This window comes from Zoogloea sp., assembly GCF_030157465.1.
In the GTDB taxonomy this organism is placed as follows: Bacteria; Pseudomonadota; Gammaproteobacteria; order Burkholderiales; family Rhodocyclaceae; genus Zoogloea.
In genome coordinates this window covers 57,379-73,785 of the sequence record NZ_JAOAUU010000022.1, presented here as the reverse complement: position 1 = coordinate 73,785, position 16,407 = coordinate 57,379, and the positions used below count along the sequence as shown (strand labels likewise).

The following is a 16,407-nucleotide window of genomic DNA, read 5'->3' as shown; positions in this document are numbered from 1 at the left end:
GAATTGCCAGAATCCTGGATGAAATCGCAGTCTGCGCGTAAATTTCTTCAATTTTCTTACGGCCGGCACGGGCGATTTCCGTAGCCAGCGACTCATCGCCTGCCAGTCTCGAGAAAGCCTCCGAAAACTCTTCAGGGGTATTGGCGATAAGCAGATCCTGATCGTGCCGGAGCTCGAGCCCCTCGGCTCCGATGGTCGACGACACCACGGGTAATTGCCACGCAGCGGCTTCGAGGATTTTTATTCGGGTACCGCCACCGCTGCGCAGCGGAACGATCACCGCATCGGCCCATTGGTAATGCTCATCGAGAGACGGCGCATCGGAAACCAGATCCAGACCGGCATTTCTGGCCATATCCACCAGATAAGCGGGCGGGCGTCGCCCCACGATACGCCACGTCACCCCCTGGGGAATAGCCTCTGCGACGTGACTCGCCAGGCCCTGCGCCAGCACTTCGAGCGCATCCTGATTCGGCGCATAGTCCAGGCTGCCGACGAACAATATTTTGAAAGCCCCTTCCCTGCGTCGCTCGGGCAAGGCATCGGGGAGCCTTATGCCGTTGGGCATTTCTGCGACATTTCCGTCACCCAGCCGGGCCGCCAATTCGCGACGATCCGCGGCCGAGCACACCAGCACCCGATTTGCCCGAGCAACCACCTGGTTTTCGGCTTTGGCCAGTTTGGCTGCCTCACGCCGCCGAACCGCACTGGTCAGGCGGCCGAGCTGCGGCCGCTGCAGTTCGGTAAGGCGCAGCAAGGCCTTGGACTCGATATCGTCGAGATCGAGCACCAGTGGAACCTTTACCGGCAACACCTTGCTGGCAATTTGCATCATGGACAAACGGAAAACATGTGCCTGGTCAAACTGTGCAGCACCCAGCCACGCCTTGATATCACGCAGCCAAGCCTTTGGCACCCAGCCGAGTTCGAGGGGATTCGGCCAGAAAAACTGGGCAATTTCGCGGGCGCCGGACGGCAATGACCGGATCCGGCCCGCCACGCTGTTTCGGTCGTCGTCTCCGAGCCCCCTCACCCAGACTCTTTCGCAAAGACTGCGCATCTCGGGCGGGACGCTCTGTTCGGTAACAGAAGGATTCTGGCTGACGATAAGCAGCGTCACACGATAAGTCTTCGACAAGGCTTCCAGAGCCATTCCGGCACGCATGCTGGCGCCGTTGCCCGACACCATGGGAACAACAGGCGTCAGAAACAGGAGAGATCGCATTTTGGCCCTTCACCCATAACTTCACTTTTCCGGCACGCTTGGAAAGACATTGATGCAGTAATCCGTCTTGATCAACATCCGCCCAGGCGGGGAGAATTCATTTAAATACGCACTGAAATCTAGGCCGGCCGCCAGCCCTTAAGCAATTTCATCACCTCGACGAACAAGGGGTGACGCAAGGCTGCGTAGCCGGCCAGAACGCACACCGCCACGACGGGGCCAACGACCAGTATCAACTGCACGTACGACGCATTCCACTGATGGGCCAGGGCAAGAGCCCCCCAGCAGCAGGCAATAGTCACCGCCGTGATGGACAGATTGGTCTTGATCACGACCCAATAATCCGCCCAGCCCACATTGATTGTCGGCCAGACCACCAAAGAACAGCTCAGCGTCGCAAACAGCTGGGTTACGACCAGAGCCACCGCAACGCCAATCAGCCCCCACATTGCGCCGACGGTTACTGCAACGATCCTGAAAATCTCGATGAAGACAATGGCCTTGACCTGTTTATCCATCGACCCCTTGGCCATGACGAGTTCGTACTGAAACGAGAAAGGCAGGCCCAGGCAGTATTGCAGGCAGAGGATCTGGAGCGGCAACACAATACCGAGCCATTTTTCGCCATAGAGGGCGAGAGTGAGCGGCTCGGCAAAAAAGGCAAGACCGACAAAAGCAGGCCATCCAAGCCCGGTGACCAAGGCAGCAAGCCGCAAGTGTGTCGCCAGCGGATTACCCTTCTCGCGCTGAAGTTGCGAGAAATAGGACAGGGCGACAGCACCAAAGCCGCTCAGCAGGACATCATTGACGTTATTGGCCAGCCCGGCAGCACGCGACATGAGACCGGTTGCCGCAAGGCCCTGCATTCTGCCGAGAAGAAAATCGGAATAGCGCGAGCTGATATCCCAGAGAACCGACAGGCCCGTTGTTTGCGAGCCGAAACGAATCATGTCGCCCCCGCCCGTAAAACGCGGCCGGATGATGGCAGGTGCCGGCCCCCAGAGAATCGAGAATCCCGAGCTGAAAAGCGAGAAAGCCACTGCGCCCCAGGCGAGGCTATAGGCACCAAAACCCAGCCAGGCAAGGCCCAGAGTGACGAAGAAACCCAAAGTCACGGAGATGACGTTGATGCGGGCCAGGAGATCGAACTGCATCTGGCGCCGGATCAGCGCGTTATTCACCGTACCAAAGGGTAGCAGGAACAAATTGAGTGACAGTATGCACACGAGGTCCGCGACTTCGTCGGTGCGAAAAAACAGGGCTAGCGGCTTTGCCACTGCTACCAGGACAAGACCCAGGCCGCCCCCGAGCAGCAGGGTCAGACCAAAGGCGCAGGATTCATGGTGCTTTTCAAGCGTGGGGCTGCGGATCAGGAATGCCGAAGCACCGAACTCCCTGAAACTGGTCGCCACGCCTGCAACCGACATGGCCACGGAGAAGGCGCCGAGATCTGCCGGCGACAGCAGCCGCGAGACGGCGATGGTAGAGATGAACGCTATTACGAAACCGTAATAGCGCTGGAGAGTCGAGAAAATTACAGCGCGCCGGATGGACATGTTTATTTTTATTGACCAGAATATGAGGAAGCAAGATTTCCCGAGCTTTTTGCGTTCAAAGCGTTTGTCTTCATGCTGCCGTTTTCTGGTGGTTCGGTATTCAAGCCCATTTATTTGAAGGCGACGGAGCTTCGGTGAGCCTATTCGGCAAGCCTTGGAACCCGGTAGTCCGGACGCCCTAACCGCAGCGCGCCCTGATTACCGCCTGCAGCCCCGGCCGACTGGCGCATCCAGATCCGGAACAGGCGAGGCAGGTAACCCGCGTCGCCCCCGGCCGGATGTTCAGATTTTCACTTTGCCTTTGCCTGACCGGTCAGCCCGTAATGGCCGCCGCTTCTGTTCGCCATGTCCATCATCAACGCATCCGCGTAGAACTTGGTTGCCCAGTTCGGGTATTGCCAGGGGTGATAGCCGCCGTCGATGGGATGAGAACCCTTGATGCCGCCGATCGCATTGCTGTCTTCGGCGGAAAGGGGCTGGGTGCGCTTGACGAAGCCGAGGATGCGCGTCGTCGCGTCGCGGTAGCGCGCTTCACCGGTAATCTGGAACAGGCGCCCCCAGTTGATGCCGAGCTGGCAGTCGCCGGTCAGGCAGGACCACTTGACGGTAGGACTCCACTGGTCGTTGAAGCGCCCCGGCATGAAGCCGTCGGCCGGCAGCGCGGCCAGCATCGCGTCACCGATCTTGCGGGCTACGGCCATGAAATCCTCGCGCCCGGCATAGGCGCCGATTTCCATCAGGCCACGCATGGCATAGGCGATCGTGTGGGTGTAGGGCTGGGTGCTGTCCTGCAGGCAGTTGGATTCGAGCCAGCCGTTGGCGCGGGCCTGAGTCAGCGCCCATTCGCAGTTGCGTATCGCCGCATCGAGAAAGCGCTTCTCGCCGGTTATTTCGTGGGTGCGGGCCAGGCCCCATGCCGAACGCGTGTTGTAGGTGTTGATCGAGGTTCCCGCCATGGTCATCGGGGAACCGAACTGCCGCCAGCAGCCATCGTCGTCCATGATGTCGCACAGCCAGCTGCAGGCGCGCGCCGCGGCATCGCGGTAGCGATCGTCCTGCTCTTCCTCAAAGGCGCGCACCCAGCCGAAGATCACCTGCCCGGTATTGAACACGGTGGGCTTGTCGGAGTCGCCGAGAGCGCCTGCAAGCACGCCGCCGCCCGGTAGCTGGATGTCGATTTCCCAGTCGGCCATGCGACGGGCCCGCACGCGGGAGTCATCATCGCCGGCGATGTCGGCGTAGCGGTAGAGGGTGGGAATGATGTAGCCGGTCGTCTCGGGGTAGGACGGCGCCCAGTGGCGCGACTTCACGAGATAGGTCTGGGCCACGCCGCCGTTTCCGGTGACGTCCTGGGCGTGCTTCAGCCAGGCGATCGCCGCATCGAGGTGGACGCGGTTGTCTGCGGGCGTGGTCATGCCGATGCCGAACCTGTCTTTCAGGACAAGCTGCTTCTGGCGGAGGGTTTCGCTGATACTCATCGCGGTTTCCAGGTCTGATTCAAGATAGCTTTTGGGGTCAGGCGTTTGGCGTTGCCGCCGGAGCGTCGAAGAAATGCCCGCCGGTGCCGACAAAACGCGCCGACTCCCGGCTGTGGTCCACCGCCCGGATCCAGGTCAGGCGCGTGTTGCCGATCTTCCCGACATGCAGGACGCCCGTGTTCTTAAGGTGTTCAACCAGGCGGGATTCCCGGCGCAGGCTGTTGGCCTGGGCCGAGATGACCTTGACGGAACAATCGATCTGCCGGTCGTTGCGGTCGATCACGACACCCGAACGGTTGTCGGGCTCGTAGAGCGCGCACGGCAGCGTGGCGGCGAGTTGATCCTCGACGAAATGGGTGTAGGTGAAGCTGGCAAACGGCGCATCGAAACCCAGGATCAGCGCGTCACGCTCGAGCAGGCGGGCAAACGGCGATGCGGCACCGAAAGGCTTTTCGGCGTTCTCGTGGCCTTCGATAAAAGCCTCGGCATCGCGGCCCCAGGCCAACAGAGGATGCGTGACACTCAGGCTGCGGCAAACATGTTCACTGCGCCGGAACACCTCTGAAATGAGACCCATCATCGACGGACTGCGGCGCACGTTCATGGGCTTGCCCTTGGCCAGCCACTGTGCCGAACTCATGTTGTGGTAGGGCATCGAGGTCATCACGAGAAGACCTTCGGGCCCGACCGCTTCCTTGAGCGCCCGGACCACGTCGGCGGGCTTGCCCTGGAAGCCGTTGAAGGGCAGCCAGGAGGAATGGACGATCAGCGTGCAGCCCGGCACGACGCCGCAGGCCTTCAACTGCCGGACGAGCTTGTCCGGGCCGTAGGCCCAAACGGTTTTGGCAGCGGTCTGCCTGACCCATTGCTTGAGGGCTTTGACGCTCATCGCCCCCCCGATTTCGCTGAGGCGTCCACGACTTCGTCGAGCAGACGGGCAAAACGCGCGGTGATTGCCTTGCGATCAAACTGGGCAAGGTAGGCGTCGTCGGAATCGACGGTTTCGGGAACCGGCTTCTTCAGCCATTCGCGCAGCATTGCTTCGCAGGCCTCGGCCGATTCGGCGGGAACCGCGCGGCCAAGCCGCGCCCGCTCGATGATCTGCTGGGTGGCGCCGGGATCGCACAGGGCAAAGATGGGGCGCCGCACCGAGACGTATTCGAACAACTTGCCGGGAATCACACCGTCGGAGGTTTCGCCGGTATCGACGATCAGGAGCAGATAGTCGCAATTGACCTGGGCATTCATCGCCTCGGCGTAACTGACATCACCGGCAAAATCGTAGAGATGGGCGATGCCGTACTCGGAAAGGATCTGGTCGTAGCGCTGACGGATCGACGGCTCGACCCCGCCCAGAATGCGCACGCGCACATGGCTGACCGCCGCCGGATCAGCGCGGTGGATGCGCCCGAGCGCTTCGGCGAAGGCGTAGCCGCGACGATTCTTGAACAGCCGCCCCGTGTAAACAAACTCGACGGTGTCCTGGGTAAAAGGCCGGGTCCGCAGGCGGTCGCCGTAGAGTTCGGTGTCGTAGCCGTTGGTGAGGGTTTCCCAGCGCGCCTTGATCGTCGGGTGAAGGCGCTGCATGTAAGCCGTTTTCGGCTCCGACACCGTAACCACGACGTCGGCTTCCTTGAGCAGACGGCGTTCCATGCGCAGTTCGAGCTTTTTGCGCCACTCGGGCACCCATTCGCGCAGCACGTCGCCGTACCAGAGGTCACGGTAGTCGGCGATCCACGGCAGGCCGGTTTCACGCCGGAGATCGTGCCCGACCAGCATGCTGGAGAACGGCGGCAGCGTGGTGTAGATCGCGTCGATGCGGCGCTCGGCACACAGCCGGCGGGCGGCCTTGAGCGCTTCGTCGGCCCAGGGGCGGTAGTTGTCGGGTACGTCCACGAAATTGCGCATCACCCAGCGGGTGAAGTCGTGGGCGTGATCCATCAGGCCGCCACTGCGCTGGGACGACATGGGGCGCGGCGCGGGCTGAACGCCGGCAGCCGGCGCAGCGGCCGGACTGACCGCGGCCGAAGGCTTGCGGCCGAGCAGACGCTTCACGGCATCGGCGATTTCAACCTCGCGGTTGCGCAGGCGCAAACGCACCACCTCGACGCCGTCGGCAATCTCGGCCATCAGCGACGGGTCGTAGTTGCCCTCGGTGCCCGAGGGTTCGAGGGTAATGACAATCGAGCGCCAGCCATATTGCCGAAGCTGTTCGACAAACTTGACCGTGCGGATTCGTCCGATGGTCTTGAGTGGCGGAAATTCGCCCGCGATCACCAGCAGGGTGCGCGGCTCAGACATTGTGTTCTCCCTTTGACTGCAACTTCCGGCACAGATCCTGGAAGATCCGCACCCGGTTTGCCCAGCTGTTTGCCTGCGCGTGCTTCAGCCCGCCGGTTTCCAGCCGGGCGCGCATGGCGTCGTCGCCAAGCACCCGGATGATTGCATCTGCAATTTCATCCACATTTTCGCCATTGACCAGAAGCCCGCTCTCCCCGTCCCGCACGGCTTCGACTGCACCGCCGGCACGACCACCGATGACGGCGCGACCGCAGGCATTGGCTTCAAGAAATACCAGCCCGAAGCCTTCCGTGTCACCGTCAGGCATCGTGCGATTGGGCATCACGAACAGGCTTGCGCTGCGATAGGCGGAAAGCAGGTCGGCATCGCTGACGGCGCCGGTCAGCGTGATGCTGCCCGCAACACCCGTGGCATCCGCCAGGGCCTGCAACTCGGCCCGCTGCGGGCCGTCTCCGATGATGACGAGCTGCGCATCGGGGTGTGCCGCGAGCACTCGCGCCCAGCCGCTGATCGTCTTGTCGAAACCCTTGCGGGGCACCAGGCGGCCAACGGCAACCACCAGCCGCCTGCTGCCCAGCCCGTATCGGGCACGAAAGGCCGGATCATCGGGGCCGGGTGAAAAACGCTGGGTATCCACACCGTTCTCGATCAGGCAAACCCGATCCGCCGCCACGCCCATCTGCTCGACCAGAGCACGCTGGGTAAAGCGGCTCACCGCGACGACAGCGTCGGCAGCCCGCAGGTGGGCAACCCGGCGGCTCCCGAATGAGCCCGCATCAAAACGGGTCGTGATCTCTTCGCCATGCACGTAAAGCACCATCCGGATGCCCAGCACGCGCCTGAAAAACTCGGCAAGCCAGGCCGTGGAGGCCAGCTCGCCGATGCAGATCACCTTGATTCCGTGCTTGCGGATCAGTTGCCAGACGGTCGTCACCACCTTCAGGCGCAAGGGAATGTCGATGGTCAGGAAGCGCCACGCCGAGACGAGCTTGTTGGCAGGCGGCGGCGCCATCTCGGGGCGCAGCAGGTCGAGCCGGTAAATCGGAAAGGTGCAGGCAGCGTCGTGGGCCTCCCAGCCGGGAATCTCGACGCCGTCCTGGTAGTGGCGACGGGTGGCCAGCGCCACCATCCTGCCCTCTGGAGCAAAGCGGCACAGATTGGCATAGACCGTTGCCGAGCCCCCCTGGATCGGCGTAAAGATGCTCGCCACCATCAGGCAGGCTCCCGTTTCGGGCGTCGGGTTGGGCGTCTGGTTCATTCCCTCGCCCCTCACCGGCCCGCCTCGGCCGTGCGCGACAGGTCGGCCAGCACGCCGGCCAGATGTTCGGCGGCGAAGGCTTCGGTCTTGAGCCGTGCGGCTTCCAGGTTGTCCGTGCTGTAGGCCGTGATGGTGATCGCCGCGGCATCATCGCCCCGACCACGCAAGCGGGAAATCATTTCGAGCACCTTGCTGCCCGCGTCGCTGGTTGTCGTCGTCCCATTAACCCAGTAGAAGTGATAGACCGCCGCGTGCCGGTCACCCTTGACATAACCCTCCAGGCGCACCTCAGGCACAGTCGGGCTGTTACGGCTTACATGCGAGGAGATCGACCAGTTCCAGTCGTGACTCGGCTCCAGCCTGTTGAACACGCTCACCAGCTCGGCCCCCTGGCGCTGATTGCGGTAATAGGCCACATACACATCCACCGGCTCGCCCTTGTAGCGATAGCTGGCCTGATGAACGGCGCGAGCCCCCTGGAATTCCGGACGGATGCCGCTCGTGGCAGCGGGGTCCTGTTCAAGGCTGGCCAGGGTGTCGAGGCGAAGCAGCGGCGCCCGGCTGTCACCCTGCCCCTCCATGGCTGCCGCCATGCCATGCCAGGCAAAGGGAATGACTGCCGCCAGCACGCTGGCAGCCAACACCACCGCCATCGGGCTGCTCGCCCCCTGCGGCTGCGGCTGAAAAACCGGCAACGGGTCGCGCCAGCGTGCGCCGACCGCGAAACTCGCAAAAATGGCCAGCCCGAAGATGACCCACCCGAGGGTCAGGTGGCTCATGCCAAGCCCCCACTCGTTATTGGTCAGATGGGCGACCATCACGATCACGTAGGCCCGTACCCAGTTTGCAACCAGCGGCATGATCACGGCCCACACCATGAAAAGCGCCCGCTTGTAGAGGTGGGTGTAGGTCAGATAAGCAAACACGGCTCCGATGAAGACCGAAGTCAGCAGATAGCGGATACCGCCGCAGGCTTCGATCACCGACCACTGCCCGCTGGGGATGACGAAATTGCGCCCTTCCTGAAAAACCGGCACGCCGGTGTAGCGCAAGGCGAGCACCGTGGCGTCGGCGGTCCAGTTCATCAGCACCGGCAGGGCCTCGACCCCGAACGGAACGGCAAACAGCAGAAAGCTCAGGGGGCCGAGGGTCACCCTCGCCACCCTGTCGCCGGCTACGGCCCACACTGCGCAGAAAAGCATGAAGACGATGGAAAACTGGACCACGGCCGCCACCGAAACCATCTCACCCAGCATGGCCAGCAAACCTGCCAGTGCCAATGCCGCCAATCCCTTCCACGACGGGCGGCACGCCAGCCCCTGCAGTTGCGGTCGCTTGTTCCACAGCAGGTAGCCGACGATCAGCAGTACCACGTAACCATGGGCGTGGCTCGGCAGGGTTTCCCACGCCTCCAGCACCATGGCGACATGCGAGCGGAAACTGATGAGGATGGCGCTCCAGACAGCCAGAACCAGGCCGGCAGCCAACCACCCGCTGCCGGGACGCGCTCCCGCGATCAATGGTTCGGCGGATTTCAATTGACGGTCAATGGATGTCATCGGATTTACTCACTACCTCGAGGCCTCTAGCCGGCCCATGCTGTTGCTAACCACAGGTTGCGCCACACCCGGGGCGGTTTCTTCGGCCCGGTTGTTTTTAACCCAGTTTTCCGTCGCCACCAGAAGGACCATGAAATAGAAAGGCATGTCCCAGAACGCCAGGCTGAGGAAGGCCCCGCCGACGGCGAAGCCGACAATACTCACTTTGATCATCGCGCCGAGCTGCCCGACCCACTCCAGGTCGGGGCGCCCTCTGGCCACCTTGGTGAGCCGCCCCGCCGTAAGGTAGGTCAGGAACCAGAACAGCAGATACAGGAACAAGCCGATGTAGCCGTGTGCGCCGAGCACCTGGAAGTAGATGCTGTGGGCAACCAGCAACTCGCTGGGGTTCGGGGCATACATCTGATAGATCAGCGCCGAATCAGTCGTGAAGCCGGCGCCGAAAATCCGGTTGTTGGCAATGTTGATTGCCATGGTCCAGGCATTGATGCGACCCATGGCAGACTGGTCTGCCTCGTAGGTCTGAATGGTTCCCATGCGCGAACTCCACTCGTCGGGCATGAAGAAGATCAGGGCCGGCGAAAGCAGCAACACCACCAGGCCGACGGCAAGCTTGGATTTGCTCCGCCACCACAACATGGTCGCCATCGCAACCATTGCCAACAGCGCACCGCGCGAGTGACTGCCTATGGCGGAAATCGCGCACAGCAGCATCAGAACGAAAATCGAGCGCTTCAACCACTTGACGCCAAGCTTTTCGAGCCAGGGGAAGACCAACAATTTGTCGGCCTGCAGCACCATGTAATACAGCAGCGGAATCGTGATGATCAGCCCCACCGCGAGTTCATTGTTGCCCTCGATGACGGTGGACGGGGGGCCCCACACCCGGAACGCACCTCCGGTTACCAGGGTGAACCAGCCGCCCTTGGCGCCGTAAAAGGCGAGGGACAGGGCAATCGCGCTGACAAGGCCGAGGATCTCCTCCCGTGTCCGCACCACCGCAGCAACCCCCAGCGTCACCACCATGACCTTGATGACGTTGAGGAACATGTAGGTACTTTCCTCGCGATGGATCGCAAATGCGGTCGTCAGCCCCATCCAGACGGCAAACAGGATGAACACCCTGACCGGGCCGCTGGATGGCCAGCGCACATCCTTGGGGTTCGCGAACATCGAGATCACCAGGACGCCGACAGCCATCATGGCGAACGGCATCGAATAGGCAAAACCCCAGCCCAGACGGTGGGGGTTCATCAGGCCGATCCAGACCCACAGCAGCGCTGCAAAATAGGGGTGCTTGAACGCCTTCATTGCGCCGTAACAAAACAGCGCTGTTACCAGAAGATCACGCACGAGCCTTGCCCCAGTCAGACCACAGATACACCACCAGGATGAACCCTCCGAGAAAAATCAGGCCGCCACGCGACTGATCACGTAGCGGAACTTGCCGGACGCCTCCGCCGGCACGACATCCACCAGCTTGACATCAATGGTGACGGCATCGCCGAGCCGGCGTTTCAGGCCATCCTCGATGCGCGTCACGTCTTCTGCCTTGAAAAGCTTGCCGGGCTCCACGAACACCGTGGTGAGCAGGGTCGTCTCCTGGACGATCTTGAACGAAGCGACGCCCGGAATATCCCGAAGAACATAAATGAGGGCAAGGCCATGCATCACGGTTCCATCTGCCGCGATCACGAAATCGGTGCTGCGCCCCTGGATCTCGCTGAGTACCGGCAGGCCCCGCCCGCAGGGACACGCATGATCGCTCAGGACACCGACATCGCCCGTGCGGTAGCGCACGAACGGATAATCTCTGGTTGCAAGGTGGGTCACGACGATTTCGCCGCTCTGCCCGTGGGGCAGCACATTGCCTGCCCCGTCGATGATTTCGACGACGATATCCTCGGCGGTGATGTGCATCGAGCCCGACGGGCAGGCGTGGGCGATGAAGCCCGCATCGCGCCCGCCGTAGCCATTGGCAACCGGGCACGCGAAGACCCGGCTGATGACTTCGCGCTGGTGATCGTAAAGGCGCTCCGAGGTCACAAAAACCACCTTGACGCCCAGATCATCGAGCCGGAGGCCCTTTTTTTCGGCGTAGCCGGCGATATGGCTGATGGCTGACGGATAGCCGAACACCATTTTGGGACGCATGTCGCGGATGCGGGCGATGAAGGCCTCGACACGCTCGTCGGACATCTCGAAGGCCGGCAGCAGCTCGGTACGCATCAGTTTGTCGCGGATCAGGCGCATGCGGTCCTGAGTGCCGAGTTCGATCGGCGAGCCCCACACAACCACCTCCGGATCGCCGATGTCCACATCCCACCAGCGCGTGGCGCGCCACTTGGCCGCCACGTCGTGGGTAACGCGTTCGGTGCCGATGAAAAAGATCAGCGGCACGCCGCTGGACCCGCCGGTATTGAAGCGCGCCAGGCCCTTTGCGTCGTCGGCGCGCAGCGCGTCCGTATTGTCCTTGATGACGGCCTTGGTCAGGAACGGCAGGGCCTGGAGATCCGCCGTGCTCTTTACGGCACGGGGATCGAAGCCCGTGCTGGCGAACAGCTCGCGGTAATACGGCACATTCGCACCGATATCGGTCAGGAAAGCCTTGAGTCGCTCGAGCTGCAGGGCGGCGATACGCTCTGCCGACCACCACTGGGATTCTTCCATCTGCCGCCGCACGCGCACGGTGTCGTGCTTCTTGACGCGCTCCTGGAGCGGAAAGACAAGGTTGGCGATGAATCGGGTGTAGAGATCAGACATGGCTTTTTCCTGTTCTGCAGGCCTAGACGATAGCGTCGCCGGGTTGCAGTACTGCGCGGTATTCGGCAAGAAGTTGCGGGCGAACGGATTTCCATTCGTAGCGGGCGACCTGCGCAAGGCCCGCCTCGACAAGGCGGGCCGCCAGCGCCTTGTCACGAAGAAGCGTGAGCATGGCATCGGCCATGGCGAGATCGTCATCGACCGGCACCAGCAGCGCCGTGTGGCCGTGCTCGACGACATGGGGCACCCCGCCGACCCGGGTGGCCACCACCGGCACCGCGCTGGCCAGGGCTTCGAGCAGCGCACCGGGGAGATTGTCGGCACGGCTCGGGTTCAGCAGTATGTCGGCCGAACGAAACAATTCAGCCATGCGGGCACGCTCCAGCCGCCCGGTAAAGCACACCTTGCCAGCGATTCCGAGCGCCTCGGCCTGGGCTGCCAGACTGGCCCGGGCCGGGCCCGAACCGGTAACGGACATCCTCGCACCAGGAAAAACAGCGACAAACCTGGCGAAGGCCTTGAGGGCGACATCGACGCCATAGATCGCCTCGAGATTACGGGCAACCAGGATGTGCGGCGCATCAGCGCCCTGCTGCACCGCAGATCGCGGCGTAAAGAGCTGCAGATCGACCACGTTCGGAACGATGCGCGCGGCAACGCCGTAACGGGCGAACACCTCGACGAGAAAGCCCGAAGGCACCACTATGGCCTGCGCCTGGCGCAGCGACGGAAGCACCCAGCGGGCAGCCCCCGCGAGAAAGGCTGCCGCTTCGCCGCCGTGGTAATTCACGATGACCGGCGTACCGCGCAGCCGGGCGATCCAGATCGCCGGTGCGGCAAACAGGTGCCAGGACCAGCCGGAGTTGGCCATCAGGTGCATCAGCTGGGCGCGCCCGCAAGCACGCCACAGGGCCACCAGATAGGGCACCAGGCGGAACAACGCCCGCAGGCCCGGCAGGCGCCCGGCCCATGCGGGCCGATACGGGGCATTGTTCTGGACGAGTTCGACCCGGGCGCCCTCCGCGTCCAGCAGATCGGCCAGTTGTCGGGTCAGGCTGGCCATGCCGCCAGCCGGCGGCGGCAGTGGTCCGACCAACAGGATGCGCAACCCGGAAACACTCATCCGGCCTGCCGCCCGATGAGGGCTCGATAGACGGCCGTGTAGTTGCGCACGCTGTTCTTCCAGTTGCGCACTTCCTCGACAAAACGCCGTCCGGCCTGACGCATCGCCGGCCAGTTCTCGCGGCCGTTGAGCATGGCGCTCACGGTATCGGCCAGCGCGGTCGCGTCTCCGGCGCCGAAAAGACGGCCGGTTTCCCCGTCGCGAATCAGTTCGCGGTGCCCGCCTACATCCGAAGCGGCGAAAATCCGGCCCTGGGCCATGGCTTCAAGCGGCTTGAGTGGCGTAACGAGTTCGGTCAGGCGCATCGAGTGACGCGGATAGACCAGCAAATCGATGAGGTCGTAGTAGCGGCTGACCTCGGAATGGGGAACGCGGCCGGTGAACACCACTTTGTCGGCAATGCCGAGGCGTTCGGCCCGGGCTTTCAGGTTGGCGTCCTGGGGGCCGCCCCCCACGAGCAGGATGCGCAGCTCGGCGTGCCGCTCGAGCAGCGTGGGAAACGCGTCGAGCAGCAGGTCCAGGCCTTCGTAGGCGTAGAACGAGCCGACGAAACCGAGCACCGTCTTGCCGTCGAGGCCGAGTTTTTGCTTGAGCGCGGCGTCCGGCTCGCCGGAAAGCTGGAAGCCTTCCACGTCCACCGCGTTGGGGATGACCGTCACCTTGCTCTCGGGAAGCCCCCGGCCAATGATGTCCCGGCGCAGGCCCTCGCAGATGGTGAACACATGCCCGGCACGCTTGATGGCCCAGGTTTCCATGGCTCGGGTGGCCCGGTAGCGCAGGCTGCCTTCGGCCGTGGTGCCGTGGTCAACGGCCGCGTCTTCCCAGAAGGCGCGAATTTCGTACACCACCGGTATGCCCAGCCGCTTGCCGACGCGAATCGCCGGAATGGCGTTGAGCACCGGGGAATGGGCGTGCAGCACGTCAGGCTTGAGTTCGCGGACGAGCGCTTCGAGGCGTGCCTCGGTGGCGCGCATCAGGCGCAACTCGTTGATGCCCGCCGGGCCGGCCGGCGGCACGGGGCACCGGTAGAAACGCAGGCCATCCACGTCCTCGACGGCATTGGCCGTGCTGCCTTGCTTGGGTGAGGTGAGATGAAAGGTTTCCCAGCCGAGCGCACGCTGCTCACGCAGGATGGCTGCGGTGCGAAAGGTGTAGCCGCTGTGCAGCGGAATGGAGTGATCGAGAATATGAAGGATGCGCATTTACGGGGCCGTTGCGACTGACATGGGGGGCGTGGCAGCCGATCGATGAGTGTTACGCAGGAAGGCCTCGAACATCAGCAGCGACCACAGGGGTGCGCTGTAGTCGCGCGCTCCGGACTGGTGGGCGTCAAGCAGATGCTCCAGGTAATCGCGGTTGAAGATGCCGGTTTCGGCCAGCACCTTGCCGAGCAGGGCATCACGCACGCGCTGTTTGAGCGGGCCACGGAACCAGCGGGCCAGGGGCACGGCAAAACCCATTTTGGGGCGATAGAGCACGTCGTTCGGAAGCAGCGGCTCGAGCGCCTTCTTGAACAGGAACTTGCCCTCCTGGCCCTTGATCTTGAGATCGGACGGCAAGGTGGCCAGCCATTCGACGAGCGTGTGGTCCATCAGCGGTTCGCGCACTTCCAGCGAATGGGCCATGCTGGCCCGGTCCACCTTGGTGTTGATGTCGCCGACCAGGTAAGTCTTGGTATCGAGATACTGAATGAGCGCCAGCGGATCGTCGGTTTGCGCGTTGGCGGCGTGCCGGCGGAAAACCTCGATCGCGTTGTAGCCTGCAAGCTCGCGCCGGAAGCCGGAAGAAAACAGCCTGCGCCGCATGTCGTCGCGAAGGATGGACACTTCGTGAAAATAAGCCTGGACGCCGTCACGGGCCAGCGACTGGAAAGTGGATTTGGCACGCAACACGCGCGGCGCCCAGTCGGCTTTCGGGTAGAGCCGCCCGAGCAGGCCGAACACCGGGCTGCGCACACCGTGGGGCACCGCACCGCGCATCTTCTCTTCGGCCAGATGCTGGCGATAGCGCCGGTAACCCCCGAAGCTCTCGTCCCCGCCGTCACCCGAAAGCGCCACCGTGACGTGCTTGCGGGCCAGCTGGCAGACCCGGTAGGTCGGGATGGCCGAGCTGTCGGCATAGGGCTCGTCGTAGAGCGCGGCGAGCGTGTCGATGAGATCGAAGTCGTCAGACTTGACCGTTTCGACGAAATGCCGCGTCTGGTAGCGATCTGCCACCATCTGCGCAAATTCGGATTCATTGAAGGCCGGATCGTCAAAGGCCATCGAGCAGGTATTGACCGGCTCGCTGCTCTGGCCGGCCATGCAGGCCACCACGGCACTGGAATCCACCCCGCCCGAGAGGAAGGCACCCAGCGGCACATCGGCAATCATGCGCAGGCGCACCGACTCGTTCAGACGTTCGGTGAGTTCGGCGCAGGCTTCGCCCAGCGACAGCGGATTGTCGAGGGAGAAACGTACATCCCAGTATGTCTTGGGCGCGGGAATCGGCTCGCCACGCCGGATGCAAAGGCTTTCGGCCGGCTGCAGCTTGCGGGCACCCTTGAAGATCGTGCGCGGCTCGGCCACATAGCCGAGGGAGAAGTACTCCTCCACGGCCAGCGGATCGATGCGCCGGTCAAGGCCCGGATGCTGCATCAACACCTTGAGCTCTGAGCCGAAGACCAGCGTGCCGTCGTCGAGCAACGCGTAATGCAGGGGCTTTACACCGAGGCGGTCGCGCGCAATGAAGAAGGTCTGGCGATTGCGGTCCCACAGGCCGAAGGCAAACATGCCGCGAAAACGCAGCACGCAGTCCTCGCCCCATTCTTCCCAGGCGTGAACAATGACTTCGGTGTCGCTGCGGGTGTGGAAACGGTGACCCAGGCCTTCAAGCTCAGGCACCAGTTCCTGGTAATTGTAGATTTCGCCGTTGAACACCACGGCCACCGAGCCGTCCTCATTGAACAGCGGTTGCTGCCCGGTGGACAGGTCGATGACCGACAGCCGGCGGTGACCCAGGGCAACGCCGGGCTCGAAATAAAGATCACCCTCGTCCGGGCCACGGTGGAACTGGATGTCGTTCATCCGCTTCATCAGGTCACGATCGAAATCACGCCTGCCGCGGGTGTCAAAAAGACCGGCAATGCCGCACATGAATGGTGTC

General features: G+C 62.9%; 12 protein-coding genes. All 12 read right to left on the bottom strand.

The features are described from left to right. Positions 1-1,225, bottom strand: a 1,225-nt coding sequence (locus Q1W26_RS03360; RefSeq protein ID WP_300435853.1) for a glycosyltransferase family 4 protein, incomplete at its 3' end; no start/stop codon positions are given. A gap of 119 nt (positions 1,226-1,344) precedes the next feature. Continuing rightward, a complete protein-coding gene (locus Q1W26_RS03355; protein ID WP_300435851.1) occupies positions 1,345-2,781 on the bottom strand; it encodes a lipopolysaccharide biosynthesis protein in 1,437 nt (478 codons plus the stop codon). 290 nt (positions 2,782-3,071) lie between these two features. Beyond that, a complete protein-coding gene (locus Q1W26_RS03350) occupies positions 3,072-4,259 on the bottom strand; it encodes a hypothetical protein (protein ID WP_300435849.1) in 1,188 nt (395 codons plus the stop codon). Between the two features lie 37 nt (positions 4,260-4,296). Continuing rightward, positions 4,297-5,148: an AAC(3) family N-acetyltransferase gene (locus Q1W26_RS03345; protein ID WP_300435847.1), complete on the bottom strand. Its 852-nt coding sequence runs from the start codon at positions 5,146-5,148 to the stop codon at positions 4,297-4,299. Next, on the bottom strand, positions 5,145-6,560 hold the full coding sequence (locus tag Q1W26_RS03340) for a glycosyltransferase (RefSeq protein ID WP_300435844.1): 1,416 nt from the start codon (positions 6,558-6,560) through the stop codon (positions 5,145-5,147). Before Q1W26_RS03340 ends, Q1W26_RS03345 begins: the two co-directional genes overlap by 4 nt. Continuing rightward, entirely contained in the window at positions 6,553-7,818 is a 1,266-nt protein-coding gene (locus Q1W26_RS03335) for a glycosyltransferase family 4 protein (RefSeq protein ID WP_300435842.1), read from the bottom strand. Before Q1W26_RS03335 ends, Q1W26_RS03340 begins: the two co-directional genes overlap by 8 nt. Positions 7,819-7,829: 11 nt before the next feature. After that, entirely contained in the window at positions 7,830-9,377 is a 1,548-nt protein-coding gene (gene xrtA, locus Q1W26_RS03330) for an exosortase A (protein ID WP_300435839.1), read from the bottom strand. 12 nt (positions 9,378-9,389) lie between these two features. Next, the gene (locus tag Q1W26_RS03325) at positions 9,390-10,730 is read right to left on the bottom strand and encodes a putative O-glycosylation ligase, exosortase A system-associated (protein ID WP_300435837.1); all 1,341 of its coding nucleotides are present in this window, start codon (positions 10,728-10,730) and stop codon (positions 9,390-9,392) included. 57 nt (positions 10,731-10,787) lie between these two features. Continuing rightward, the gene (locus Q1W26_RS03320) at positions 10,788-12,140 is read right to left on the bottom strand and encodes a phenylacetate--CoA ligase family protein (protein ID WP_300435834.1); all 1,353 of its coding nucleotides are present in this window, start codon (positions 12,138-12,140) and stop codon (positions 10,788-10,790) included. Positions 12,141-12,162: 22 nt separating this feature from the next. Further along, complete coding sequence (locus Q1W26_RS03315) at positions 12,163-13,263, bottom strand: glycosyltransferase family 4 protein (protein ID WP_300435831.1); 1,101 nt, start codon at positions 13,261-13,263, stop codon at positions 12,163-12,165. Further along, the gene (locus Q1W26_RS03310) at positions 13,260-14,465 is read right to left on the bottom strand and encodes a TIGR04063 family PEP-CTERM/XrtA system glycosyltransferase (protein ID WP_300435828.1); all 1,206 of its coding nucleotides are present in this window, start codon (positions 14,463-14,465) and stop codon (positions 13,260-13,262) included. The genes Q1W26_RS03315 and Q1W26_RS03310 overlap by 4 nt, the downstream gene beginning before the upstream one ends. Next, positions 14,466-16,397, bottom strand: coding sequence for an XrtA/PEP-CTERM system amidotransferase (locus tag Q1W26_RS03305; protein WP_300435824.1), 1,932 nt, complete (start codon positions 16,395-16,397; stop codon positions 14,466-14,468). Positions 16,398-16,407 lie beyond the last annotated feature (10 nt).